Below are 26282 nucleotides of genomic sequence, written 5' to 3'. Positions count from 1 at the left end.
TTTGAAACGTCCATGCCTCGATTTTCCTTAACCCTGGGTGTGACCGATCACCAGTTTGGAGAAGGAAGTCGAGCCGCCTTCGGTGGCGTATCCGGTGTTGTCCTGAACATAGACGCCAGCCTTGAAGTACAGCGGCTTGACCGCCCAGGCCGGGTCGACCTTGGTGTTCCACTTGAAGTTGTAGGCGGTCACGCTCAAGGTGCCGGATTTGGTCAGGTGGATCATGTAGTTGAGGTTCTTCTTCATCGGCACGCCGGTGGCGATGGTGATGACGGTTGGGTCATCCTGGCCGGGAGTCTGCCGCAACTTGGCGACGATGTTGCCGGTGCCGAGTTTTTCCTTGTACTGGTATTCCACTTTCAGCAGTGGCTCGTTGCTGCCGTTGACGTGGATCTGGCCGATCACGACTTTGCCGGACGACGGTACCTGGTTGACCATCATGGTGGCGGTCAAGGTGTTATCGGCGGCGGTATACAGCCAATTGTGCACGGAGCCGTCGGGATTGGTCTCGCGCAGCTCGCTGCGAGGGTAGATGGCGCTGGCGGTCTTGCTGCCCGTGACCGGTGCCCAGAAGAACAGGGTGCCGGTGTCGGCATGGAAGTATTCGTCTTTGAAGCCCTTGACCAGTGTCGGGGTATCAACGGTGGTAGCGACGCTGCCGACGGGAATGCTGAGGTTCCAGGTGGATAAATCGATCATTGGACTACCTATATGGTTAATTTATGGCGGCACGGACGCCGGATATAAAATTCGAACTTGCCGCGTCGAGAGTTGTCAGAGGCGGCGTCTTTTCCACAGGACCTAGAATATCGATTTGACGAGCGTTCGCCATTATGATGGCGCCAGCCGTTTGTCGACCTCGTGTAAGCCTTTGATTACAGAGTGTCAATCGCCTGACCGTTTATCGGGCGTCAGTTTTTGAGCGCCAATGATGGCACTATTTGGCTGACGCGCCGGTCCATAAGGGTCTAGAGTCAGAGAAAGCTTTAACCCGCGAAAACGCCTCCCTCTGGGCGCCTTTAGCGGTTTGCGTGGTACGGAATCTCGCTTTTTATCGATGTTGCACTGGCCGCTAAGGCTGATACCGTAAAGACACGGATACGCTTGATAGAAGGCGCCGATGTAAGCCGACTGGCCCTCAACACAAGAGAAGCAGCATGGAATGCGCGCAACCCAAAAATACTGAAGGTGGATCGACCCTGCTCGTCGTCGACGATTACCCTGAAAACCTGATCAGCATGCGGGCGCTGCTCGAGCGTCAGGACTGGCAGGTCGTCACGGCTGCGTCAGGCGTCGAGGCATTGGGCGTATTGCTCGAACAGGAAGTCGATCTGGTGCTGCTGGATGTACAGATGCCCGGCATGGACGGTTTCGAGGTGGCGCGCTTGATGCGCGGCAGCCAGCGGACCAAGCTCACGCCGATCATCTTTCTGACCGCCAACGAGCAATCCCAGGCCGCAGTGCTCAAAGGCTATGCCAACGGCGCCATCGACTATCTGTTCAAACCTTTCGATCCGCAGATTCTGCGGCCCAAGGTTCAGGCCCTGCTCGAGCAACAGCGCAACCGCCGCGACCTGCAGCGCCTGACCCGCGATCTCGAAGCCGAACGTGCGTTCAATCAGTCGGTGCTGGAAAACGCCGCCGAGGGCATTCTGGTGGTCTCCGAAAACGGCTCGATCCGTTTCGCCAATCCGGCGATATCCCGGTTGCTGGGCGCTACCCTGGCGGAGCTGCAAGGCAGCTTCCTGCAAGAGCACGTACAAAAACCGGCGCCGCTGGTGTGGGAGGAGTCGGATTTCTTCCGCGCCTACAGCCTGCGCGACACCCTGCGCATCCATGACGCCTTTCTGCGCAACCACGCCGGGCAGCAGATTCCCGTCGCGCTCTCCTGCGCGCCGCTGCCCCTCGAGCAGAAAGCCATGGTGGTGACGGTGCAGGACATGTCGGTGGTGCGCAACCTGCACCAGCAGCTGGAATACCAGGCCGTCACCGATCCGCTGACCGGGCTGCTCAATCGTCGCGGCTTCTATCAGACCGTTGACAGCGCGCTGGTGCGCAACGAGCGTCAGGACAAGACCCAGGCCCTGCTTTATCTGGATCTGGATGGTTTCAAGCGCATCAACGATACCCATGGCCATGACGCCGGAGATCGGGTACTGCGCTGGGTCGCGGAGCAACTCAAGGAGTGCTTGCGGCCCTATGACATCATCGCGCGCATGGGCGGTGACGAGTTCACCGCGTTGCTGGATACCCTCGAATACCCCGAGCAGGCCGCCAAGGTCGCGGAAAAGATCATGGAGCGGGTGGCAACCTTGCAGGAAATCGACGGCATCGAGGTTTCCCTCGGGGTGAGCATCGGTATCGCCACTTACCCCGAGAGCGGCCATCATCTTGACGGTTTGATGCGTGCCGCCGACATCGCCATGTATGCCGCCAAGCAGGCGGGGCGTCAGCAGTATCGTTATTACGATCAAGACATGAACGTTCGTGCACGTTCGCGGATGCTGCTCGAAGAAAGCGTGGCCATGGCCATCGAGAATCATGACTTTTCCCTGGTGTATCAACCGCAAGTCTCGATTGCCGATGGGCGTTTGCGCGGTTTCGAGGCGTTGCTGCGTTGGCAGCACCCCAGCGTCGGCGATGTGCCGCCCGGTCTGTTCATTCCGCTGCTGGAGGAGGCACGGCTGATCAGCCGGCTGACCAGCTGGATCTATCAGCAAGGCGCGGCGCAGCGCAGCGCCTGGAATGCCACCTTTCGCAAGGAGTTGGTGCTCAGCATCAGCTTGAGCAACGCGCAGTTCAGCATGCCCAACCTGGTGACCGAGTTGCAGCGAGCCATTGCCGACAATCATCTGTGTGCCGATCAGCTGGAAATCGAAGTGGTCGAGGCGTCGCTCATGCACAACCCGGCGCATGCCCGGGAACAACTGCAGCAACTCCACAGCCTGGGGGTGAAGATTGCCCTGGACGATTTCGGCAGTGGCAACTGCTCGGTGAAAATGCTTCGCGACCTGCCCATCGATACCCTCAAGCTCGATCGCCAACTGATTTCCCGCCTGCCCGATTCGGCGCACGACGCGGCGATGGCCAAGGGCATCATCGAAATGTGCCTGGCCTTCGATATCACGGTTATCGCCGAGGGTGTCGAAACCCACGAGCAATATCAGTGGCTGCGAGACAACGGCTGCCAGTTCGTGCAGGGTTTCGTGGTGGCCAGGCCGATGACCTCGGCTGATGCCGGGCAGTTTTCCGAGCCGTTCCGGTGGGCGTTGCACTAGGCGCGCGGCAAGAGTCAGGGGCGATGCGCAGTGGCGCTCGCCCCGGTAGACTGACGGCTGATCCTCGGCCAGTCATCGCGCAATGAATCCTTTGAAGTATCTGCAAGCCTATCCCTCATCGCTGCAAGAACAGGTCCGCCAGATGATCGCTCAGGATCGCCTGGGGGATTATCTGCGCCAGCGCTATTCTCAGCGCCACGACGTGCAGAGCGACAAGGCGCTGTACAGTTACGCCCAAGGCTTGAAGCAGGAACACCTGCGCAATGCGCCGAATATCGACAAGGTGCTGTTCGACAATCGCCTGGACCTGACCCACCGCGCGCTGGGCCTGCACACGGCCATTTCGCGGGTGCAAGGTGGCAAGCTCAAGGCCAAGAAGGAAATCCGCATCGCCTCGCTGTTTCGCGATGCCGACCCGCAATTCCTGCGCATGATCGTGGTGCATGAGCTCGCGCACCTCAAGGAGTCGGACCACAACAAGGCCTTTTATCAACTGTGCGAGTACATGCAGCCCGGCTACCAGCAGCTGGAGTTCGACCTGCGCCTGTACCTCACCTTTCGCGATCTTCCGGCGCCCGACCGGCCCTGACCCCAAAAAGGCTTTCGCAATGGATGTGAGCAAGACCAAAACCAGCTTTTATCGCCGCTTGTACGTGGCCTGGCTCATCGATAGCCAAACGGCCAGCAGTGTCCCGGCGCTCACCGAGGTCACTGGGATGCCGCGGCGCACGGCTCAGGACACCATCGCAGCGTTGGCCGATCTCGACATCGTCTGCGAGTTCGAGCAGGGCGATGGCGCGCGGCAGAACGCCGGTTGCTACCGCATTCGTGACTGGGGCGCAGTGCAGCCACAATGGATCGAGGCCAACTTGGCCGGCATCAAGGCGGTGCTGGGCTATCCCTGAACGAGGGCAATAGGGGCCGGCGCTTACTAGCTGTCCTGAAAGATGGTCTATCACCGACCCTCGGGCATTAATGTAACGAAATTGTCTCAGTCCCCGGCTAATTGCCATCACCGGGCTATGCTCGCGCGTTGTTCTTTGTGTAATCTGGGTTGGCTACCCGGTGCATCGATTCCCCTGGGCCGACTGGCCCGTGGACAAAGACAACGCAGGGCGCGGGCCCGTTGATAGGATCAAGAGCATGGGGCGTTTGCATCGAGCCTGTTGTTCACTGGGATTGGGTTTGTTGGTGCCATGCCTGCTGGGGCTGATGTTGCAGATGCCGGCGGCCCAGGCGCAGACGCTCCGATTGGTGGCTGACGCCTGGCCGCCTTTCACTGACGCGACCATGGTCAATGGCGGTTTGGCGACCGACCTGGTCACCCGGGCACTGGTGCGGGCCGGCTACGCCACGCAATTCGAACAGGTGCCTTGGGCGCGTGCCCTGCAGGGTGTGGGCGAAGGGCGCTACGACGTGCTGGTCAACGCCTGGTTCAGCGATGATCGTACCCATCTTGGCCAGTTTTCCGCGCCCTATCTGATCAACCGTATCCGCCTGGTGCGGCGCAAGGGCGACACTCTCGGGTTTCAGGGCGATATCAATACGCTGCATGGTCAGTCCGTGGCGGTGGTCCGTGATTACGCCTACTCCCCTGGTTTCGATGCCGACGAGCAAATCACCAAAGTGCCTGTGCACAATTTTTCGATGGCCGTGCGCATGCTCGCCGCCGGTCGCGTCAACCTCACCCTCGAAGACGAATACGTTGCGCGCTACTACCTGCAGCAGGAGTCGCCGAAAGTGCGCGGCGCCGTCGAATTTTTCGGCCAGCCGCTGACGGAAAACACCCTGCACATCCTGGTCAGCCTGAAAAATCCTCAGCATGACCAGATCGTCGCCGGCTTCGACTCGGCCATCGCCTCGATGAAAGCCGATGGCAGCTACGCCCGGCTGATGCACGATTACGGCATGTAGCGCTGCGGCTCAGGCAGCCTTCTCGTGTTCCTTGATCAAATGCGCCGCCATGGTCCGCAAGGGGCCAAGTTGCCGGCAGATCATCGCCAACTGGCTTTGCACCAGGCGCTGGCCTTCATCGATTTCGTCGGGCATCTGCTCCAGCTCGTTGGCCAGCGCTTCTTCGGCATCGCTGTGCACCGCCACCGCGGTCTTGTTGACCAGGCTGTTGGCGATTTCGTCGATGCTGCCTGACAGCGTCTCCCCTGCGCCCTCGATCAGATGCCTGCGCACCGGCTCCGGCAGTTCGGTGCCGCGGTGTGCGCCCAGGCCCGACAGATAGCTGAGCAGGGTGTGGGACAGCACCAGAAAGCGGAAGCCGACGTCGGCTTCTTTGCGAAAGTGCCCTGGCTCCATCAGCATGTTGGCCAATGTGGTGGAGAGCGCGGCGTCGGCGTTGTGCGCGTTGCGCCGGGCCAGGCGGTAGGCGAGGTCGTCGCGCTTGCCTTGCGCATACTGCTGCATGATCTGGCGCAGATAGATGCTGTTGCAGGTAAGGGTGTTGGCCAGCACCTTGTTGAGCTTGCGACCCTGCCAGTCGGGCAGGAACAGGAACACCGCCATGCCGGCGATCAGGCTGCCGATCAGGGTATCGAACAGCCGCGGCAGGAACAGCCCGTAGCCGTCGCCCGTCTGGTTGAAGCAGAACAGCACCATCAGCGTGATACCGGCGGTGGCCACGGTGTAGCGGGTGGTGCGATTGACGAAGAACACCAGCCCCGCGAGGATCGCGAACAGCGACTGCACCAGCGGGCTGGGGAACAGATCGAACAGCGCCCAGCCGATGGTCAGGCCCACGGCGGTCCCGAGGATCCGCTGTCCCAGCTTGCGCCGCGTGGCGCCGTAGCTCGGCTGACAGACGAATACCGTGGTGAGCATGATCCAGTAGCCCTGGTTGGGGTGAATCAAATGCACCATGGCGTAGCAGATGACCAGCGCCAGCGGCAGGCGCAAGGCATGGCGGAACAGCAGGGAGGTGGGCGTGAGGTTCTGGCGGATGCGTGCCCAATAGTCCTTCAATCCCCGTGGCGAGCGATCCAGCAGGCTGCTGTCGGTGTTGTCCGCCAGTTTGTCCGGGTTGCTGGCGTCGCTGAGCAGGCGATCCAGGGTTGCAAGGTTGTTGGCCAGGGCCCGCAGCGAGCGCAGCAGTCCGCGCCAGGCCGGATTGTTCTGCTCGCGAAGGAAATTCAGCGAGGCGTGCAGATCGTCCAGCGCCTCGGCGAAGTTGGCGTCGTAGTTGAACGGCTGGCGCAGCTGGATCGACTCCGACAGGCGCCGGCACGCCGCCCCTTGCTGGCGCAGCAGGCGCTGGCAGCGATACAGCACATCGCTATGAAAAAACGCTTCGGTCAGGGCGTTGTAGGGGTAGTGCGAGGAGCTTGCCCGTTCGTGGATGTCCTGGGCCAGAAAGTACAGCTTCAGGTAGCGGCTTACCTTGGACCCCGGCCGCGTGCTGCCGACCCGGTGCAGGATGATTTCCTTGGAGGCGTTGAGCGCCGCCACCACGCGGCCGTTCTGCTTGGCCAGCTCCAAACGCCGGGCTTCGATGTCGAGGCCGCGGATGGGTTCGAACAGCGAGGACTTGAGCTTGAGGTATTGGCCCAGCTCGCGGAACAGTCGGGCCAGGCTCTGCTGCACCGGCTGGTTGGAGAACAGCGCCTGCCACAGGACCGAGAGCATGCCGTACCAGCCGGCACCCGCGACCAGCAACATGGGCTCGTGCCAGAAATCCGTGACCTCGCCGCCGCGCTGGTCGACACCGATCATGGTGTACACCGAGAGGATCAGCGTGGCATAGGCGATGGCGCCGTAGCGTTCGCCCAGCGAGCCGAGCATGGTCAGGGCGAAGGCCGCCACCGCCAGGGCGCAGACGAACAGGATTGGATAGGGAAATAACAGCTCTACCGCCAGTGCGCCTACGCTGAAGCACAGTAGCGTCACTATCAGGGCGGTCAGACGGCCTTGCCAGTTGTCGTCTGTCTCGGCCAGAGCGCTGGCGATAATCCCCAGAAACAACGGGATCAGCAAGCGCATCTCGTTCTGCCACCAGCACAGCGCCATGCTGCCGGTCAGGGCGATGAATACCCGCACGCTATAGCTGAACTTGTCGAGCGCCCATACGCGGCGCAGGGTCTGGCGAAAAGAGGTCGATGCCATGGGGTGGGGCGAACCAGTGGGGCAGAGGGAGCTATCTTAATGGAGGCAGCAGTAGGGCCGATACAGAAAAAATCCCACATGTAGCGAGGGGGCTTGCCCCCGAAAAATGATCGAGACACCTCGGAGTGCCTGATCCACCGAATCGGGGGCAAGCCCCCTCGCTACAGGAAGATCATCAAACATACTGCGCCGCCGCGTACCCCGAGGCCCAGGCCCACTGGAAGTTGAAGCCACCCAGATGTCCGGTCACGTCCAGTACTTCACCGATAAAGTACAAGCCGGGGCTTTTCAGCGATTCCATGGTCTTGGACGACACCTCACGGGTATCGACACCGCCCTGGGTCACCTCGGCTGTGCGATAGCCCTCCGTCCCCGCCGGTACCAGGCGCCAGGCTCCCAATTGCCCGGCAATTTCAGCCAGTTGCGCCGGGGTGTACTGCTTCATCGGCCGCGACTCGAACCACAGGTCGGCCAGCAGCGTGGCCATCTTCTTGGTGAAAACCTCGCTCAGCAGCGTCTTGAGCTCGCTGTTGGGGCGCTCGGCTTGCTGCTGCGTCAGCCAGTCCAGGGCATCGACATCTGGCAGCAGATTCAGCTCGATGCTGTCGCCCGGCTCCCAGAACGACGAAATCTGCAGAATCGCCGGGCCGCTGAGCCCGCGATGAGTGAACAGCAAGTTCTCGCGAAAGCTCCGGTCGTTGCAACTGGCCACGCAGTCCACCGAGGTGCCGGACAGCTCGGTGCACAGCGATTTCAACTGATCGGTGATGGTGAAAGGCACCAGACCCGCGCGGGTCGGCAGCACGCTGTGGCCGAATTGCCGGGCGATCTGGAAGCCGAAGCCGGTGGCGCCGAGGGTAGGAATCGACAGGCCGCCGGTGGCGATCACCAGCGACTGGCAAGCGAACTCGCCGGCACTGGTGGCGAGTCGGTAGCCGCTTTCGGTTTTTTCGATCGATTCCACATTGGTGTCCAGGCGAAGATCGACTTTGGCATCGCTGCACTCGTTCAGCAGCATCTCGAGGATGTCGCTGGACTTGTTATCACAGAACAGCTGGCCGAGTTTCTTCTCGTGGTAAGGCACACCGTGCTTGGCCACCAGTGCGATGAAGTCCCATTGGGTGTAGCGCGCCAGGGCCGACTTGCAGAAATGCGGATTCTGCGAGAGAAAATTGCTCGGTTCTGTGTACAGGTTGGTGAAATTGCAGCGCCCACCTCCCGACATCAGGATTTTCTTGCCGGCCTTGTTGGCGTGATCCAGCAACAGCACCTGACGGCCGCGTTGAGCGGCGCTCAGGGCGCACATCAGGCCGGCGGCACCCGCGCCAATGATGATGACTTCGGTAAAGCGCACTGCGGAGTTCTCCAGAAAAAATCACTGTAGCGAGGGGGCTTGCCCCCGAAAATAGCCAACATACCGAGGTGCACCTGACACACCGAATCGGCGGCAAGCCCCATCGCCACAGGCGTTCAGAGAATCTTCACCTTCAGCGAACGACCCTTGATCTTGCCGCTATTGAGGCGCTGTACCGCCTGTTTGGCCACATCGCGTTCCACCGCCACATAGGCCTGAAAGTCGAAAATAGCGATCTTGCCCACTTGGGTGCCAGCGATCCCGGCGTCACCGGTCAAGGCGCCGAGAATGTCCCCGGGGCGTACCTTGTCCTTGCGCCCGGCGCCGATCAGCAGGGTCGACATCGGCGGCAACAACGGCGCGCCTCCCTTGGACACCAACTCGCTCAGCGGCGCCCAGTTGAGCGGCGACTTCTGCAGCTGTTCGATGGCCTGGGCGCGATGCGCTTCCGACGGCGCTACCAGGCTGATGGCCATGCCGCTTTCGCCCGCACGCCCGGTACGGCCGACGCGGTGAATATGGATTTCCGAATCACGCGCCAGCTCGACGTTGATGACCATGTCCAGGGCATCGATATCCAGCCCGCGGGCGGCGACATCGGTGGCCACCAGCACCGAGGTGCTGCGGTTGGCGAACATCGCCAGGACCTGATCGCGATCACGCTGTTCCAGATCGCCATGCAAGGCCACGGCGCTGAAACCCTTGGCTACCAGGTGCTCGACCGTTTCCTGGACCTGCTGCTTGGTAAAGCAGAACGCCACGCAGGACTGCGGTCGGAAGTGCCCCAGCACCTTGGTCACGACGCTCATGCGCTCGTCCGGGGAAATTTCGTAGAAACGCTGCTCGATCTGGCTGTCGGCATGCAGCGATTCGGCCTTGACCTGCTGCGGATCGCGCATGAACTTGGACGAAAGCTGCTTGATGCCGACCGGATAGGTGGCCGAGAACAGCAAGGTCTGACGGCGCGCCGGGGTCTGCTCGATGATGTCGGCGATGGCGTCGTAGAAGCCCATGTCGAGCATGCGGTCGGCTTCGTCCAGCACCAGGGTGTTGAGGCCGTCGAGCACCAGCGAGCCCTTGCGCAGGTGCTGCTGGATGCGCCCGGGGGTGCCGACGATGATGTGCGCGCCGTGCTCCAGCGAGGCGATCTGCGGGCCGAAGGACACGCCGCCGCACAGGGTCAGCACCTTGATGTTGTCTTCGGAGCGCGCCAGGCGACGGATTTCCTTAGCCACCTGGTCGGCCAGCTCGCGGGTCGGGCACAGCACCAGCGCCTGGCAGCCGAAGTAGCGCGGATTGATCGGGTTCAGCAAGCCGATCCCGAACGCGGCGGTCTTGCCGCTGCCGGTCTTGGCCTGGGCGATCAGGTCCAGGCCCTTGACGATCACCGGCAAGCTCTGCGCCTGGATTGGCGTCATCTGGGCATAACCGAGCGATTCGAGGTTAGCCAGCATGCCGGCAGACAGCGGCAAAGTGTTGAAAGCGGTGTTGGTCACGGGACGGCCCTGCAAAAAAAGCAAAATGTCGCGTAGTGTAACAGCCCGTGACCCATGACCCTATGCTTCGATTTCCGCTTCCTTACGGGGCGTCCCGCTGCTGGGCTTGTTCGACAGCTGGGCGAAGATCGCCGCCGCCAGCATGGTCATGATGCCGATGGTCAAGAATGTCAGGTGGAAGGCCTCCACGGTGGTGGTGCCGTCGATGCCCACCGAAGTGCTGAACCCGCCGAGCAGCGCTCCGGCGCAGGCCACGCCCAGGCTCATGGCCAGTTGCGCGACCACTGACAGCAGGCTGTTGCCACTGCTGGCGTCGGCGTCGTCGAGGTCGATCAGGGTCACGGTGTTCATCGCCGTGAACTGCATCGAGTTGACCGCCCCGAGCATTGCCAGCTGCACCAGCAGCAAGCCATAGGGCGTCGCCGGCGTGACCAGACCGAGGCTGCACAGCAGCAAGCCCAGCAGTAAGGTGTTGCCGGTGAGGATGACCCGGTAGCCGAATCGCTCGATCAGCGGCTTGGCGATCGACTTGGCAACCATCGCCGCCGCCGCCAGGGGAATCATGCTCATCCCGGCTTCGGACGGCGAATAGCCCATGGCCACTTGCAGCAACAGCGGCACCAGGAACGGCAGAGCACCACCGCCCAGGCGTGCGAACAGGTTGCCGAGGATGCCCACGGCGAAACTGCGGGTGCGGAACAGCGTCGGCGAAAACAGCGGATTGTCGATGTGCCCGGCGCGCAGCCAGTACGCCGCCAGACACGCCATGCCGGCGAACAGCAGCAGCATCACTCGCAGGTGTGGCAGGTGCAGTTCGCCCAGGCCTTCCATGGCAATGGTGATCAGCACCATGGCCGCGCCGAACAGCAGGAAGCCGACGCCGTCGAAGGCGGTGCGGGTGCTGCCGCGCAGGTCCGGGAGGATCTTCCAGATCGCCCAGCAGCCGATCGCGCCCACGGGCAGGTTGATCAGGAAGATCCAGTGCCACGTCAGGTATTGCACCATCCAGCCGCCCAGCGTCGGCCCGATCAGCGGGCCGAGCAGGCCGGGTACGGTGATGAAGCTGAGGATGCGCACCAACTCCGAGCGCGGATAAGTGCGCAGCACCACCAGCCGCCCCACCGGCAGCATCAGCGCGCCGCCCAGCCCTTGCAGAACGCGCGAGATCACCAGCACGTCGAGCGTGTGCGAGAGGGCGCAAGCCAGCGAACCGAGGCTGAACAAGAAGATGGCGCTGAAAAACACCTTCTTGGTGCCGAACCGGTCGGCAATCCACCCGGAACCGGGGATCAGCAGGGCTACCGTGAGCATGTAGGCGATCACCACCGACTGCATGCGCAGCGGATTTTCCGCCAGATCGCGGGCCATGGCCGGCAATGCGGTGTTTAGAATGGTGCCGTCCAGCGATTGCATAAAGAACGCGATGGCCACCACCCAGGGCAGCCAGCGGGCGGTGACGGGGTCGAGCGGTGGTTTTGTGGGCATGTTGGCTCTTGGTCTTGTTGGAAGCACAAAGGTAGCGAGGGGGCTTGCCCCCGAAAAATGGCCGGGGCACCCTAGAGGGCCTGATACACCGAATCGCAGGCAAGCCTCCTCGCTACAGGGTCAAGGTAATGGCTTTGATCAGCGCCCCCGGCAGATGGCTCGAAGACGTCCGTCGTTCACTGTAAGTACTGGTGGAAAGCATCATCTCGCGCTCTACGGTCAAGGCTTCCAGCTGTTCACCGAACAAGCTATAGAGGCTGTCATCGAAACGCATGGTGCTTACCGGCGCCTGAATGCGGCCGTCTTCGACCCAGAAGGTGGCGAATCGCGTCAGGCCGGTCATCCGCGCGGCAGGCAGGTCCGAGTAGTTGAGGTACCACAGGTTGCTGATGTACAGCCCGGTACCCAAACGTTGCAGGATGTCCTGCTGGCGCAGATCGCCGGCGGCCATCTCCAGCGCGCTGGGGTATTCACCGCCGCCGGCGCCGTTGCATTGCAGACCGTATTCGCTGGCGCTGCGGGAATCGACCAGGCGCTCGCCGGCACGTCCCTGGCGGATCAGCACCAGGTCGTCGCGCGGATAGCCCTCTTCGGAAAAGCTCGGGCTCAAGGAGCCGCTGACCTGTTCGCTGAGGGTGACCAGCGGGCTCAGTTGCTGATCGCCTTCGTAAAGGCGCTGCAGGGGGCTGTTCTTGCTGGCGATGGCCTGGGCGGAAAAACCACCCCAGCTGAGCATGCCGACCAGTTCGTCTACGGCCGCTGGCGCGAGGTAGGCGCGGTAACGGCCGGGCTGCAGGCTTTTGAGCGGCTGGGTCAGGTGTTGCAGTTGCTGGCGCGCGGCCTCGAGGCGCGATTCGAAGGCCACCTGCTGCCAGCGCTGGCCGGCGTAGTTGGCCTTGACCGCTTCACCATTGGCGTGGAACAGGCTCCAGTCCAGATTGAAACTGTTGGCCTGATGCCAGCCGACGGCGCCGTGGGAGTTAGCGAAGCCGCGGCTGATCGGGCCGGCGGCATAAATGCCCACCAGGTCGAGGCCGCCGGCAGCGGCGCAGATCTGCTGCACTACCGCGTTGGCATCGGGCAACGGCTGTTCGAGCACCATATGGCTCTGCCAATCGTCGTTGTTGAGTTGCAGATAAGGATCGGCCGGCAACAGCGGCAAGGTCGCCCGCAACGAGCGCAGGGCGTCGGCCAGACGCTGGCGATCGACGCCCAGGTGGCCGCTCAAGGCCAGGTGCAAGGTGGCCTGGCGGCCGTTGTCGATGAGTTTGAGGTCGACCTCAATCTGCGTCACATGCCCGGCCTGGCGCACCTGAGCATGATTGAAACGGATGAAATCCGAGGCCTCGGCGTTGTAGCCGAAGGTGAAGTGCGCCGGGGCATCGACCGACTCGCCGAGCCAATGCACCAGGGCCTGAAAATGGGCGAAGGATTCGTTATGCATCAGGCATCGCCTCCAAACACGTCGATCTGGCTGAATACGCAGGCCGGCGAGGCGTGGCCGACGTTGACCACCTGGTTGGGCTCACCCTTGCCGCAGTTGGGGGTGCCTAGTACCTCAAAGGTGCTCAGATCGCCCACGGCGCTGAGGTTGCGCCAGAACTGTGCGGAAATGCCGCGATAATTGGGATTCTTGACCACGCCTTTGAGCTCGCCGTTTTCGATCAACTGGCCCCATTCGCAGCCGAACTGGAATTTGTTGCGGGCGTCGTCGATCGACCAGGAGCGGTTGGTGGCCATCAGAATGCCGTGCTCGATGTCGCCGATCAGGCGTTCCAGCGGCTGGTCGCCGGGCTCGATGTTGAGGTTGGCCATGCGGTCGATGGGCGCGCGGTTCCAGCTGCAGGCGCGGCTGTTGGCGACCCCGGTCATGCCGCTGCGGTGCTGGGACAGCGCGCCGCCCAAGGGGCGCACCAGTACGCCATCACGGATCAGGAATTCCTTGCTGGCCGGGGTGCCGTCATCGTCGAAGCCGTAGCTGGCCAGTTGCTCGGGGATGTCGGGGTCGAAGGTGACATTGAGCAGCGGCGAGCCATATTGCAGGTGGCCGAAGTCCTCGACCTTGATGAAGCTGGTGCCGGCGTAGTTACGCTCGTCGCCCAGGATGCGGTCGAGCTCCAGCGGGTGGCCTATCGACTCGTGTATCTGCAGGGCCATCTGATCCGGCAGCAACAGCAAGTCGCGCGGGCCTTCGGGGGTATTGGGCGCAGCCAGCAGTTGCAGGGCCTGATCGGCGACCCGTGCCGCGGCGCCTTGCAGCCCGCAGCGCTGGATCACGTCGGTGCCACCCTGCTGGCCGAAGTTCTCCCGGCCAAGGCTGCGTGACTGGGTGTCCTGGCCGTCGTGGGCGGTGACGCTGATGCCGGGGTACACGAAACGCCAGGCCTGACGGATCTCGGCGCCGGCGCTGTTGAGGTAGATCTGCTCGACGTCACTGAGCCCGAGGCTGGCTTGCCAGCTCACCAGATGGCGATGCGCGGGGACGGCGGCGGACTCGGCGGCCAGCAGTGCATAGCAATCGCTCAGGGACGCAAACGGCGTTTCGATACCGGGTGAGCTGTAGTCGAAACGCCCTTGCGCGACCTCCTGGGTGGTCAGATCGAGCAGGGCGTGGGGCTTGATCGCGCGCGCCTGCTGCTCGGCGCGGCTGAGCGCCTGCTGCAGGCCTTGCAGGGAGAGATCAGGAGTGGCTGCGTAGGCCTCGACGCCGTTGACCCGCACGGTCAGCATCACCCCTTCATCGAGACTCAGGCTGGGCGGTTCGGCGATATTCTTGCGCACCGACAGATACTGGCGCGATCGACGCACGTAGCGAAGCGAGAAGAACTCCGCGCCCGTGCTCAGGGCGGCGAAGCGCTGCCTGAGTGACGCGGTGAAGTCGAACATGCTTGGCTCCTTTGGCGAATGGCTACAGGTCTTTCCATAGCGAATCAAAATCATCTTCCGGCGCTGCACCGCCCGTGGTGCCCGGGACGCTGCCCGGATCAGCCGGTTGCTCGAGGGCGCGGTATTCGAACTGATTGAAGCTGCCGGTGCTGGCGACACGCTTGCCAAGGCCGGCGCGACTTTCGTCGCCGTTGGTGTTGATCACCACCTTGTTGCCCTCCTGAAAGGGCAGGCGCGGTGCCAGCAGGGTGGCGGGGATATCGATGGCGCGGATTTCCGGCAGCAGCAGGCCGCGCAGGTATTGGCTGTTGGGCTCATTGGTGCGCACCAGTTGCAGTCCGCACGGTTGAGCATTGGGGGCGACCAGTTCGATGCCCATTTGCGTGCCGCCGCTGCGCACCTGGCGCACCCAGCGCACCACGGCGATGCTCCAGCCCTGGGAAGGCGCGTCTTGAATGCCGACCATCTCGCCGGCCTGCAACTGCGCCGGCACGTCTTTCAACCAGGCCAGGCAGTAACCGCCCGGACTGTGATTGACGATCTGCAGCACGTAGGTGGGGTAGTCCTCCGTGGTGCTGGCGCTGTTGACGCTCTCGCCGGCCGCGCCCGGCTGGCTGTACTGGATCTCTTCGAAGCCCGAGCTCATCTTCTCGGCATCGAACGCATGGCCCCAGGTGTCCGGCGTCGTCACGGCGCCGAACTCTGCGGCACGGCCGGCCGGGCGCCGCAGGATATCGCTGAACGAGCGCTCGCCGCCGAGGTGGTAGTGCAACGAGCTCATGCCCACGCACAGGGTCAAGGTGCCCTGGCCGGGGGTGCGCTGAAAGGTGCGCTCGGCCACGTCGCCCCAGGCCGCCGCGACCAGTTGCAGCAGGTCGCTGCTGATGCCGTTGGGCATCGACAGCCTGGATTGACTGCGCTGTTCGGCGGGTAGCTCGAGGTAGGTCTTGATCGCTGCGGCCAGGGGTTGCGGGTCCAGGCCGGGCAGGTTGGCCACTTGCTCGTCGGTGAACAGGGTCTTGTAGCGCGGCGGGCCGTCGACGCCGGGGGCAATGGCGAACAGGCTCGACGGCTCGCTGGCGGGCTGGAACCTGACCAGAGCGCTCCAGGCTTCCAGGGCCTCGGCCAGCTTGGAAATGGCGCTTTGGCGCATCTGGTTGCAGCGCGAACTGCCCAGCAGCAAGGCGCAGGCGTAGGTCTGCTCCGGGGTCATGCTGCGCGTCGCCAGCGCCAGTTGATCAGCGACCAGGGTGTTTTGCACCTTGTGCTCGCGGGCTATCTGATAAAGCTGGTGCAGTTCGAGCCACAGGCCCTCAGGGACCGGGCAGTACAGCAGGCTGGCGCGCACCAGCGGGCCGTTCAGGCAGTGCAGCGCGCGCTGGATGGCCACGGCGAGCAGTTGCACGCGGTCCTTGCCGAGTTTGGGCACGATATCGACGATGATCTGCTTGTAGCCGATGGCCAGTTGGTTTTGCAGGGCCTGGCACAGATTGGCGACCTTGCGCGCGCGCTCATCCAGAACGATGGCCTGATTGAGGAAGTGCCGCTCCAGGTGCTTGCAGACGTAATAGACCTCGGGCCGCAGCAGTTCCAGCAGTTGCACGCGGTTTTCACTGGGGGTGACCAGCTGATTGAGTTCGGCCATGCCTTGGTACAACTGCCGCGCCATTTCCCCGATGTTTGCCTTCGGTAGCGCGGCAATCCAGCGTTTGAGCTCGCGCGGGTTCGCCTCGCAGAAGCTCAGGCTCAACTGCGATGGCGTCGGTGCGCGCAACAACAGGTGGGGGCTGGGGCGTGACATCACTCAATTCCTGGTATTGATTGCAGCTCCACGTGCAAATAGCGACCCGGACGAGCGGGCGCACAGCGCTCGATCAACCGGCCTATCGCAGGGACTCTAGCAGTATTGCGAGCGCATCGCAGGATCACTGATGCTACATGGCAATTTGAGATCCGTGCGATCGTTTCGTTCATTACGGCCCGGCACCTGTGCAGGGCCTGCTGGGGGCTCATGGCCGGGCAGGCGATGCCAGGCCCTGGCCCATCCGCACCGGCGAACCGGCCGTCAGAGAATGCGCCCATTTTACCTGCTCTGGGCCAAACAGCACGATGGCGGTCGAGCCCAGCTTGAAACGGCCCAGTTCGGCGCCCTTTTCCAGATGGATCGGTGCCCGCGCGGCTTCGTCGTAGCGGAACGTCTTCAGCTCGCGCTTGGGTGGCGTCACCAGCCCGGCCCACACGGTCTCGACCGAGGCCACGATCATCGCGCCTACCAGCACCACGGCCATCGGCCCGCGTTCGGTGTCGAACAGGCAGACAACGCGCTCATTGCGGGCAAACAGCTCGGGGACGTTTTCGGCGGTGGTCTGGTTGACCGAGAAGATCCGCCCCGGCACGTAGACCATTTCCCGCAGGGTACCGGCCAGCGGCATGTGCACGCGGTGATAATCCTTGGGCGACAGATAGACGGTGGCAAACTCGCCGCCCATGAACGGCGCGGCGTTGGCCTGGTCGCCACCCAGCAGCTCGAGCACGCTGAAGCTGTGGCCCTTGGCCTGGAAGATGCGGCCGTGCTCGATGGGGCCCAGTTGGCTGATGGCGCCGTCGGCCGGGCAGAGGATGGCTGCGGGTGTCGGGTCCAGTGGGCGCGCGTCGGGCTTCAGCGCGCGGGTGAAGAAGGCGTTGAAGTTTTCGTAGGCGGTGACGTCCTCGACCAGCGCTTCGGACATGTTGACCTGATAGCGCTTGGCGAACCATTGGGTGAAGGCATTCTTGAACCAGGGCGCACGGCATTCGGCGACGCAGCCCGCCAGACGCGACAGCAGGTGATGGGGCAGCAAGTACTGGCAGATGATGAACAAGCGAGATTTCATGGACATTCCTTAAACTTCGACCGGGGTGTCGGGGTGGTTGCCCCATTCGCCCCATGATCCGGCATAGCCTTTGACGCGCGGGTAACCCAGGTGCTTGGCCACCAGGTAGGTGAAGCCCGAGCGGTGGTGGGTCTGGCAGTGGGTGATGACTTCTTTCTCGGGGGTGATGCCGAGGCTGACGAGCACGGTAGCGATGTCCTGGCGAATGCGCAGGGAGCGCTCCTTGTCCATGCCGGCCGTCCATTCGTAATTGATGGCGCCGGGGACATGTCCGGCCTTGGCCGCGAGCACCTTGGCGCCGGAGTACTCCAGCGGGCCGCGGGCATCCCAGACAGCCACATCGGCAGCGCCCAGGCGACTTTGCAGGTACTCGCGGGTCGCGGTAGGGGCATCGTGCAGCGTGAGCGAGACTGGGCCACCGGCAGGGCTCGGGGTCATGCTGGACAGTGGCAGTCGCTCCGCTTCCCAGGCCAGCATGCCGCCATTGAGGTAGTGATAGCGCGTGTGGCCGATGACATCCAGCAGCCAAATGAACCGTCCGGCCCAGCCGCCGCCTTCGTCGTCGTAGACCACATAGGTGGCCTCGGCGTTGTGGCCGAGTTCGCCGAACAGCGCTTCGAGCGCCGCCTGGGTGGGCAGCAGACCCGGAGCGGGCGCTTGCCCCAGCTGGGTGCGCTTGGGATCGACGAAATGGGCGCCCGCGATATGCCCGGCCTGGTAGCGTGCCGCGCTGGAGAGGTCGACCAGAATCAGGCCCGGTGCATCCAGGCGCTCCTGCAGTTCGCAAGGCTCTATGACCAGCGGCAAACCGGAGAAATCAGGCATGTGCAATCACCACGTCGAGGGAAAGCCGCGATTGTAACGCAAGCATCAGCGGCTGCGGTTGCTAAAGGTGGTCAGGGCGCGTTCGATGCATTGTGCGGTCTTGCCGAAGGCCTGCACGGTGATCTCGGAAAACGGCCCGCCGCCTTGATCGGCCAGCAGGATCATGACCACCCGGCCGTTGCTCACCAGCGAGCGCACCAGCAGGTTATCGCCGCGGAACAGGGTGCGCAGGCTGGCGGGCAGCTTGGGCCAGTACTGGTCGTGGTTCTCCAGAGTGATACGGACTTGTCCGGCCTGGCGCGTCAGGTGCTGCAGCAGGGTGCTGTGGTCGATGTTCAGGGTCAGCTGCGCCGAAGGCTCCGGCAAGCCGGCAATCTGATGGACGCGCAGCTGGCTCATGGCCTTGTCGGTCATCAGCATCATGACGCGGCTCATGCCGCTCGCCACCAGCGCATCGCGCGCCCAGTTGGTCAGCTCCATGGCATTGTTGAAGCGGCTCGGTTCGGCCAGCAGCTCGGTGCAGAATTTGCTCCAGCGCTTGAGGTCATGGGCGCTAGGCGCCGCTGCGGCGACCATGCCCTTGTGCACCCGGCGTTGATCCCACGGCCAGAGCAAGGCGGTCGCCGGGTGCCAGATGCCCGGGCCGGCGTGGTTCTGGGCACTGGTGACGGCTTGCTGGTGCACCTGCTGTTGCAGATCGCCCAACGGCATTTGCAGGTACAGGCAGGTCAGGTACTGCCAGCGGGTGTTGTGCGGGCTGTCCCAAGCCTGTTGCGCCGACAGCGCCAGACCGTTGGCCAGCAGCACGGTATTGGCGGGCTGGTTGAGCCAGCGTCGCAGCTCCGGGTCGCTGTCGAGTTCCTGCTGTTGTTGCAGGCCCAGTTCGCGGTGCCGGGCGATGTGCATGACGCGTACCAGTTGCCGCCGCTCGGTCTGCAGCAGGCGATAGCCCTGGATGATCCACAGCGGCAGGCGCCACAGCTCGGCCAGGGCCTGGCACAGCTCCAGCAGGCGGATGCCGAACAGTTCGAGCTCGACCTTGGCCACCGGTTCGTTCTTGTGGATCACCCGCAGCTCCCACTCTTCGAGCAGCTTGGGGTGGCTGATCGCCAACGGCCACAATGGCGAGAGAAACAACAGGCTGCCCCAGTGGATCTCCTGCCACAGGCGCGCCAGCCGCGCGGCGAACAGGCCATTGGCCTGCTGGCTGGCGTGCAGGCTGATCATTTGCAGCTGGCGCAGGGCCACTGGCAGGTCCGCTGGTTCAACGGCCGGCAACGAGCGCAACAACTCGCCGGTGCGCTTGAGGCCCAGGCGATTGATGGCGACTTCCAGGCTCTCGGCAGGCTCCACCAGCCCGTTGCTGACCGCCATGTTGGCTTCGCGGATCACGCTCAGCACCAGCGCCGGGCTATCCTGCATGCGTTCGGCGATCTCACGCATCGAGCGGTTGCTATCGTTGATCGCGCTGCTGACCCGCTCGTGGGCCAGACGCGGCACCGGCAGGCGAATGCTGTTGAGCAGCTTGATCCAGGCTTGTAGCGTACGGGGTGTCTGCGGTGGCATGGGCACTTCACTGGCATGCGGGAGGGGGCAAACTGGTTTTTCATGTCGACTAACTATAGTCTGGCGCACCTCTGCCGATAAGTAGGGCATCTGAACTAAATTGCTTGTGCCCAGCCCCGTCCACGACTTCGTAAGTGTTTGCTAACCTATGGCTAAAATCATCGGCATCATCGTCGTAATCGCTAGTGTGCTAGGTGGTTACGTGCTGTCCCACGGTCAAATCGCAGCACTGATTCAGCCTTTCGAGGTGATGATCATTGGCGGCGCGGCGCTGGGCGCATTCCTGCAGTCCAACCCGGGCTACATGACCATGCACGTCTTCAAGAAAGCCTTGAAGATGTTCGGCTCGCGGTTCACCCATGCTTTTTACCTCGAAATTCTCAGCCTGATCTACGAGATTCTCAACAAGAGTCGTCGTGAAGGCATGATGGCCATCGAAGCGGACATCGAAGACGCTTCGGCCAGCCCGATTTTCGCCAAGTATCCGACCATCCTCAAGGATGAGCGCATGACTGCGTTCATCTGCGATTACCTGCGCATCATGTCATCCGGCAACATGGCTCCCCACGAGCTCGAAGGCCTGTTCGACATGGAAATCCTCAGCATGAAGGAAGAGCTCGAGCACCCGTCCCACGCGGTAACCGGTATTTCCGATGGCCTGCCGGGCTTCGGTATCGTCGCGGCGGTACTGGGGATCGTGGTGACCATGGCGTCGCTGGGCGACGGTGACAAGGCGGCGATCGGTGGCCACGTGGGGGCCGCGCTGGTGGGTACCTTCCTCGGTATTCTGGCGGCCTATGGATTCTTCGGCCCGTTGGCCCAGTGCCTGGCCCATGATGCCAAGGAAGAGGTCAACGTCTACGAGGCGATCAAGGCCTCACTGGTGGCTTCTGCCTCGGGCATGCCGCCGTCGCTGGCCGTGGAGTTCGGTCGCAAGGTGCTGTATCCAGCCCACCGCCCCAGCTTTGCCGAGCTGGAGCAAGCGGTTCGCGGTCGCTGATCCATGGAGAACAACCAGCCCATAATCATCAAGCGCGTCAAGCGCTTCGGTGGCGGACACCACGGGGGCGCCTGGAAAATCGCCTTCGCCGACTTCGCTACGGCAATGATGGCGTTCTTCCTGGTGCTGTGGCTGCTGTCCAACGCCACGCCGGAGCAGAAGATCGCCATTGCCGGCTATTTCAAGGACCCGATCGGCTTTACCGAAAGTGGCTCGCCCTATGTGATCGATCTCGGCGGTTCGCCACAGCTGGCGCCGGATTCCACGCTCAATCCCGAGCAGGAAGTGTCCCCGGCCAAGCCCGAGACCCAGAAGAACGATACCCAGGACAACACCAGCAAGAACGACGAGGCGGTCGAGAAGCAACGCCTTGAACTGCTGCTGCAGGAATTGCAGACCAAGGTCGACGAGAACCCGCAACTGGCCAAGTTCAAGGACCAGATCCTGTTCGAGATCACCCAGGAAGGCTTGCGCATCCAGATCACCGATGCCGACAATCGGCCGATGTTCGACCTCGGCAGCGCGCGCCTCAAACCGTATTTCGAAGACATCCTGCTGGCCATGGCCGACACCATCAAGGCGGTGCCGAACAAGATCAGCATCAGCGGCCATACCGACGCCACGGCGTACAACAATGCCAATGGCATGGGTAACTGGGAGCTTTCGGCCAACCGTGCCAACGCCGCACGGCGTGCCTTGGTGGCGGGCAGTTATCCGGACGATCAGGTCGCGCGGGTAGTGGGTTTTGCCTCGTCGTCGCTGTTCGATCGCAAGAACCCGATGGACCCGATCAACCGTCGTATCGACATCGTGGTCTTGACCAAGAAGGCCGAGAAAGCCATCGAAGGCGAGCAGGGGCAGGATGACGGCAAAGAGGCGGCGCCGGCCAAGCCAGCACCAGGCCAGCCGGGCGCCTCGATCGAGCCAGGCCCGCCCGTGCAGCCGAATCAGGTACGGCAGAAGGTCAATATCTTCGATAACGGGCCGCTGAAGGGTACTTCGCCGTAATCATCAACCCTGTAGCGAGGGGGCTTGCCCCGATAGGCCGGCACTGACACACCGAGTCGGGTCAGCCAAGGCCTATCGGGAGCAAGCCCCCTCGCCACACTGAATTGCGGTGATCAGTAGGATTCCTGCGGCAAACTGGCGATGATCGAGCGATAGCTGTTCATCCGCTGCTGCTGCACCCGCCCATCCTCCAGCGCCTTGAGCAGCGCACAGCCAGGCTCGCGATCATGCTTGCAGTCGCGGAAGCGGCAAGTGCCGAGCAGGTCGGCGAACTCGATGAACCCCGCCTCGACATCCGCCCGGCTGACATGGCCCAGGCCGAATTCGCGAATACCCGGTGAGTCGATCAGCTCGCCGCCGCCCGGGAAGTGGAACAGCCGCGCCGTGGTGGTGGTGTGGGTGCCCTGACCGGACAGCTCCGACAGCGGCCCGACACGGGTCTGCACCTCCGGCAGCAGGCTGTTGACCAGCGATGACTTGCCCACCCCCGATTGCCCCACGAACACGCTGATGTGGCCATCCAGGCGCGCCTGCAGTTGCTGCATGCCGTCGCCGTGGTGCGCCGACACTTCCAGCAGCGGATAACCCAGCTGTCGATACACCGCCAGCAAGGCGTTGAGCGCCGGAGCGTTATGCTCGTCGATCAGGTCGGCCTTGTTCAGCAGCAGCAACGGATGAATCCCCGCATGCTCGGCGGCCACCAGATAGCGGTCGATGAGGTTGGCATGGGGCTCGGGCATCGGCGCGAAGACGATCACGATCAGATCGACATTGGCCGCTACCGGTTTTAGCTGGCCGCGGCTGTCGGGCCGGCACAGCTCGGTATTGCGTGGCAACTGCGCGACGATCACGCCGATGCCCTGGTTGCCGGCGCGCCAGACCACCTGGTCGCCGGTCACCAGCGCGGGCAGGTTGGCCCGCAAGTGGCAGCGGAAGACCTGGCCGATCAGCTCGCCTTCACGTGCCTCCACCTCGACCTGCACGCCGAAGTGCGCGATCACCAGGCCCACTTGCTCGGGGCCCAGCTCGCCGCCTTCCAGCGTTTCCAGCGTGTGAGATTCGCGTTTGGCCGCACGTGCGGCGCGCTCACCCTGGATTTTTTCGATGCGCCAGTTTTGGCGGCGGTTTAGCTGGCGTTTGGCCATGGGACTTCCACGTGAAGAGCAGTTTGAGGAGCAAAAGCGAATCGATGAAGCGCTCGCCTGCGAGCATGCAGTGACAAAAACCGCAGTAATGATCGAAACGGCGGCGAGTTTAGCACGCCCGGCTAGGCTAAACTGCGCAGCTACGCCGAGGAGCCTTACCATGCAAAACCCGCAGAACCTCATCTGGATCGACCTGGAAATGACCGGCCTCGATCCTGACCACGACGTCATCATCGAAATGGCCACCATCGTCACCGACAGCGAGCTCAACACCCTGGCCGAAGGGCCGGTGATCGCCATTCATCAGAGCGACGAGATCCTCGCCGGCATGGACGAGTGGAACACCCGCCAGCACGGCGGCTCGGGCCTGACCCAGCGCGTACGCGAAAGCACCATCAGCATGGCCGAGGCCGAGGCGCAGACCATCGCCTTCCTGGAGCAGTGGGTGCCCAAGGGCAAATCGCCGATCTGCGGCAACAGCATCTGCCAGGACCGGCGCTTCCTGTATCGCCACATGCGTGGGCTGGAGAACTACTTCCACTACCGCAACCTCGACGTCTCGACTCTCAAGGAGCTGGCCGCGCGCTGGGCGCCAGAGGTCAAGGACAGCTTCCACAAGGGCAGCACCCACCTGGCGCTGGACGACATCCGCGAGTCGATCGCCGAGCTGCAGCATTACCGCAAGCATTTCATCAAGTTCTGACCATCACCTGTAGCGAGGGGTCTCGCCCCCGAAAATCTGCCAGACAACATCCAGAGGGGGGCTATTTTCGGGGGCAAGCCCCCTCGCTACATCCGGGCGGCATGCTGGGCCAGCGCCCACTCTACATGCTCGCGCACCAGCGCCGATGGATGTTCGCGCCGAGCCTGCAGGGCTTCCAGTACCGGGATGGTCGAGGGTGCATTACCCAGCCCGACGGCCAGATTGCGCAGCCAGCGCTCATAGCCGGCGCGGCGCAAAGGCGAGCCCTCGGTGCTGCTCAAAAAGTGTGCTTCGTCCCAGAGGAACAGCTGCGCCAGATCCGCGTTGTCGAGGTTGTGTCGCGGGCTGAAGTCCGATTCCCCGGTGGGCCGCGCAAAGCGATTCCACGGGCAGACCATCTGACAGTCGTCACAGCCGAACACCCGATTGCCGATCAGCGCGCGCAACTCCACCGGGATTGCGCTTTTCAGCTCGATGGTCAGGTACGAGATGCAGCGCCGCGCATCCAGCACATAGGGCCCGACGAAGGCTGCCGTGGGGCAGATATCCAGACAGGCGGTGCAGCGCCCGCAGTGTTCGCTGGCGTGTGGTGGATCGACCGGCAGCGGCATGTCGACGAACAGCTCGGCGAGAAAGAAGTAACTGCCGGCCTTGCGGTTGAGCACCAGGGTGTTCTTGCCGATCCAGCCCAGCCCCGCCTGTTCGGCGATGGCCTTTTCCAGCACCGGAGCGCTGTCGACGAAGGCGCGAAAGCCAAACGGCCCGATTGCCGCCTGAATGCGCTCGGCCAGTTGCTGCACACGTTTGCGGATCAGCTTGTGGTAGTCGCGGCCCAGGGCGTAGCGGGACACGTAGGCTTTGTCGGGTTGCCCCAGTTGCTGGGCCATGCGGGTGTCGCCGGGCAGGTAGTCCATGCGCAGCGACACCACCCGCAAGGTGCCGGGCACCAGTTGCTCGGGGTGGGAGCGCTTGCTGCCGTGGGCGCTCATGTAGTCCATTTCGCCGTGGTAGCCGGCATCGAGCCAGCGCTGCAGGTGTTGTTCGTGCTCGCCAAGGTCCAGCCCGGCGATGCCGACCTGCTGGAAGCCCAGTTCGCGGCCCCACTCCTTGATGGAGTCGGCCAGGGCATGAAGATCGGCGGTATTGCTAGACATGCGAGGGAGGCAACCAGGGCTGAGGTGCGTATAATTCTGCCAGACATTGCTCCTGAAGGTTAAAGCATGCTGCCGCCCGACGACACACTCCCCGACGTATCGCCCGATCCTGTCCTGTTGACTGCCGCCACCACACCTGTGCTGACGCCGCGCGCGCCGGACAGCCACAAGGGCCAGTTCGGCCGCGTGCTGGTCATCGGCGGCGATCATGGCACCGGCGGCGCCAGCCTGATGAGCGCCGAGTGCGCCCTGCGCAGCGGTGCCGGGATGGTATCGCTGGCGACCCGGCCGGAACACGTCGCGGCGGCGCTGGTGCGCTTGCCGGAGGTGATGACCGCAGGCGTCAGTTCGGCCAACCAGTTGCTGGGCATGGTCGAGCAGGCCACGGTGCTGGCCATCGGACCTGGGCTGGGGCAGGGCAGTTGGGGGCACAGCCTGCTGTCGATGGCGGCGTGTTCCGACAAACCGCAAGTGTGGGATGCGGACGCGCTCAATCGCCTGGCGAGCGGAGCAGTCACCCTGCCCGCCGGCGCGGTGATCACCCCCCATCCCGGGGAGGCGGCGCGTTTGCTGGATATATCGATCAAACAGATCCAGGCCGATCGTCCTGCAGCAGCCCGTGCGCTGGCGAAAAAATATTCGTCGGTGGCGGTGCTCAAGGGCAGCGGCAGTCTGATTGCCTCGTCGGATGGACGGTTGGCGCAGTGCGATCATGGCCATGGGGCGATGGCCACCGCCGGCCTGGGCGATGTGCTCACCGGTCTGATCGCCGCCTTGCTGGCCCAGGGCATGGAATCGTTCGAGGCGGCCTGCCTGGGCGTCTGGCTGCATGCCCGCGCCGGGGAGCAGCAAGGCCAGCATGGCCGAGGTCTGGCCGCTACCGATTTGATCCCTGCCATTCGTCAGTTGCTCGAGGAACATGCACCGTGTCAGAAGTAACGCTGTATTTGCAGGGCGAAGAGGCGATGGAAGCCTTTGGTCGGCAGCTCGCGACCATCACCGCGGGCGTGGGGACGATCTTTCTCGTAGGCGATCTGGGGGCCGGCAAGACGACGTTGTCGCGCGGCCTGATCCGCGGCCTGGGGCATGTCGGCGCGGTCAAGAGCCCGACCTTCACCCTGGTAGAACCCTATGAAATCGGCGCCGTGAGGGCCTTTCACTTCGATCTCTATCGGCTGGTCGATCCAGAGGAGCTCGAATTTCTGGGGATCCGCGACTATTTCGACGGTGACGCGCTGTGCCTCATCGAATGGCCCCAGAAAGGTGCAGGCTTTTTGCCAAAGCCGGACCTGACCATTACCATAAGCGCGGCAGCGGCAGGACGATCGCTGCAGATAGCGCCGCAGACTGAGCGCGGCGTTGCGTGGTGTGCCGTTCTGGCACAGGAAATCACTTGATC

22 protein-coding genes are annotated in these 26282 nt (G+C 63.2%); 9 read left to right on the top strand and 13 right to left on the bottom strand.

Features of this window, described 5'->3' with window-relative positions; all coding sequences use genetic code 11:
- Positions 1–27: 27 nt before the first annotated feature.
- Positions 28–699 (bottom strand): polysaccharide lyase family 7 protein, encoded by a 672-nt coding sequence (locus AC3WJP_RS07050; RefSeq protein ID WP_493720485.1) that lies wholly within the window; start codon positions 697–699, stop codon positions 28–30.
- Between the two features lie 458 nt (positions 700–1157).
- On the opposite strand from AC3WJP_RS07050, the gene AC3WJP_RS07045 reads away from it, so the two are divergent.
- From AC3WJP_RS07045 to AC3WJP_RS07030, 4 genes are all read left to right on the top strand, one after another.
- Positions 1158–3278 (top strand): putative bifunctional diguanylate cyclase/phosphodiesterase, encoded by a 2121-nt coding sequence (locus AC3WJP_RS07045; RefSeq protein ID WP_493720486.1) that lies wholly within the window; start codon positions 1158–1160, stop codon positions 3276–3278.
- Positions 3279–3360: 82 nt separating this feature from the next.
- Positions 3361–3867, top strand: coding sequence for a M48 metallopeptidase family protein (locus tag AC3WJP_RS07040; RefSeq protein WP_493720487.1), 507 nt, complete (start codon positions 3361–3363; stop codon positions 3865–3867).
- A 19-nt stretch (positions 3868–3886) separates the two neighbouring features.
- Positions 3887–4183, top strand: a complete 297-nt coding sequence (locus AC3WJP_RS07035) for a winged helix-turn-helix domain-containing protein (RefSeq protein WP_493720488.1) — start codon at positions 3887–3889, stop codon at positions 4181–4183.
- A 238-nt stretch (positions 4184–4421) separates the two neighbouring features.
- Complete coding sequence (locus AC3WJP_RS07030) at positions 4422–5192, top strand: substrate-binding periplasmic protein (RefSeq protein ID WP_493720489.1); 771 nt, start codon at positions 4422–4424, stop codon at positions 5190–5192.
- Between the two features lie 9 nt (positions 5193–5201).
- Here AC3WJP_RS07030 and yccS read toward each other — a convergent pair whose 3' ends face one another.
- The 10 genes from yccS to AC3WJP_RS06980 all read right to left on the bottom strand — a co-directional run bounded on the left by yccS (position 5202) and on the right by AC3WJP_RS06980 (position 19873).
- Positions 5202–7388: a YccS family putative transporter gene (gene yccS / locus AC3WJP_RS07025; RefSeq protein ID WP_493720490.1), complete on the bottom strand. Its 2187-nt coding sequence runs from the start codon at positions 7386–7388 to the stop codon at positions 5202–5204.
- Positions 7389–7563: 175 nt separating this feature from the next.
- Positions 7564–8742 (bottom strand): BaiN/RdsA family NAD(P)/FAD-dependent oxidoreductase, encoded by a 1179-nt coding sequence (locus AC3WJP_RS07020; protein ID WP_493720491.1) that lies wholly within the window; start codon positions 8740–8742, stop codon positions 7564–7566.
- A 116-nt stretch (positions 8743–8858) separates the two neighbouring features.
- Positions 8859–10238, bottom strand: a complete 1380-nt coding sequence (gene dbpA / locus AC3WJP_RS07015; protein WP_493720492.1) for an ATP-dependent RNA helicase DbpA — start codon at positions 10236–10238, stop codon at positions 8859–8861.
- A gap of 60 nt (positions 10239–10298) precedes the next feature.
- Positions 10299–11723 (bottom strand): multidrug transporter subunit MdtD, encoded by a 1425-nt coding sequence (gene mdtD / locus AC3WJP_RS07010; RefSeq protein WP_493720493.1) that lies wholly within the window; start codon positions 11721–11723, stop codon positions 10299–10301.
- Positions 11724–11835: 112 nt separating this feature from the next.
- Positions 11836–13167: a TldD/PmbA family protein gene (locus AC3WJP_RS07005; RefSeq protein WP_493720494.1), complete on the bottom strand. Its 1332-nt coding sequence runs from the start codon at positions 13165–13167 to the stop codon at positions 11836–11838.
- Complete coding sequence (locus AC3WJP_RS07000) at positions 13167–14609, bottom strand: TldD/PmbA family protein (protein ID WP_493720495.1); 1443 nt, start codon at positions 14607–14609, stop codon at positions 13167–13169. The genes AC3WJP_RS07005 and AC3WJP_RS07000 overlap by 1 nt, the downstream gene beginning before the upstream one ends.
- Positions 14610–14631: 22 nt before the next feature.
- Positions 14632–16410: a cyclic-di-GMP receptor FimW-related protein gene (locus tag AC3WJP_RS06995; protein ID WP_493720496.1), complete on the bottom strand. Its 1779-nt coding sequence runs from the start codon at positions 16408–16410 to the stop codon at positions 14632–14634.
- A gap of 208 nt (positions 16411–16618) precedes the next feature.
- Positions 16619–17488, bottom strand: a complete 870-nt coding sequence (gene asd / locus AC3WJP_RS06990; RefSeq protein WP_493720497.1) for an archaetidylserine decarboxylase — start codon at positions 17486–17488, stop codon at positions 16619–16621.
- A 3-nt stretch (positions 17489–17491) separates the two neighbouring features.
- A complete protein-coding gene (locus AC3WJP_RS06985; RefSeq protein WP_493720498.1) occupies positions 17492–18307 on the bottom strand; it encodes a rhodanese-like domain-containing protein in 816 nt (271 codons plus the stop codon).
- 45 nt (positions 18308–18352) lie between these two features.
- Positions 18353–19873, bottom strand: a complete 1521-nt coding sequence (locus AC3WJP_RS06980) for an HDOD domain-containing protein (protein ID WP_493720499.1) — start codon at positions 19871–19873, stop codon at positions 18353–18355.
- A 148-nt stretch (positions 19874–20021) separates the two neighbouring features.
- Here AC3WJP_RS06980 and motA point away from each other — a divergent pair, with 148 nt between their 5' ends.
- Both motA and motB read left to right on the top strand, forming a co-directional pair.
- Positions 20022–20873, top strand: a complete 852-nt coding sequence (motA, locus tag AC3WJP_RS06975) for a flagellar motor stator protein MotA (RefSeq protein ID WP_493720500.1) — start codon at positions 20022–20024, stop codon at positions 20871–20873.
- A 3-nt stretch (positions 20874–20876) separates the two neighbouring features.
- Positions 20877–21881 carry a flagellar motor protein MotB gene (gene motB, locus AC3WJP_RS06970; protein WP_493720501.1) on the top strand — a complete coding sequence of 335 codons (1005 nt, stop codon included), beginning with the start codon at positions 20877–20879 and terminating at the stop codon, positions 21879–21881.
- A gap of 113 nt (positions 21882–21994) precedes the next feature.
- On the opposite strand, the gene rsgA is transcribed toward motB, so the two are convergent.
- Positions 21995–23026: a small ribosomal subunit biogenesis GTPase RsgA gene (gene rsgA, locus AC3WJP_RS06965; RefSeq protein WP_493720502.1), complete on the bottom strand. Its 1032-nt coding sequence runs from the start codon at positions 23024–23026 to the stop codon at positions 21995–21997.
- A 160-nt stretch (positions 23027–23186) separates the two neighbouring features.
- On the opposite strand from rsgA, the gene orn reads away from it, so the two are divergent.
- On the top strand, positions 23187–23729 hold the full coding sequence (gene orn, locus AC3WJP_RS06960) for an oligoribonuclease (protein WP_493720503.1): 543 nt from the start codon (positions 23187–23189) through the stop codon (positions 23727–23729).
- An 86-nt stretch (positions 23730–23815) separates the two neighbouring features.
- On the opposite strand, the gene queG is transcribed toward orn, so the two are convergent.
- Entirely contained in the window at positions 23816–24883 is a 1068-nt protein-coding gene (gene queG, locus AC3WJP_RS06955; protein WP_493720504.1) for a tRNA epoxyqueuosine(34) reductase QueG, read from the bottom strand.
- 66 nt (positions 24884–24949) lie between these two features.
- On the opposite strand from queG, the gene AC3WJP_RS06950 reads away from it, so the two are divergent.
- On the top strand, positions 24950–25822 hold the full coding sequence (locus AC3WJP_RS06950) for an NAD(P)H-hydrate dehydratase (RefSeq protein WP_493720505.1): 873 nt from the start codon (positions 24950–24952) through the stop codon (positions 25820–25822).
- Positions 25810–26280 carry a tRNA (adenosine(37)-N6)-threonylcarbamoyltransferase complex ATPase subunit type 1 TsaE gene (gene tsaE / locus AC3WJP_RS06945; protein WP_493720506.1) on the top strand — a complete coding sequence of 157 codons (471 nt, stop codon included), beginning with the start codon at positions 25810–25812 and terminating at the stop codon, positions 26278–26280. The genes AC3WJP_RS06950 and tsaE overlap by 13 nt, the downstream gene beginning before the upstream one ends.
- The last annotated feature ends 2 nt before the right edge of the window (positions 26281–26282 follow it).

The organism is Pseudomonas sp. GW821-FHT01A09, from assembly GCF_058986725.1.
Note: the sequence above shows the minus strand (reverse complement) of the source record. Positions and strands in the feature narration are given on the sequence as shown.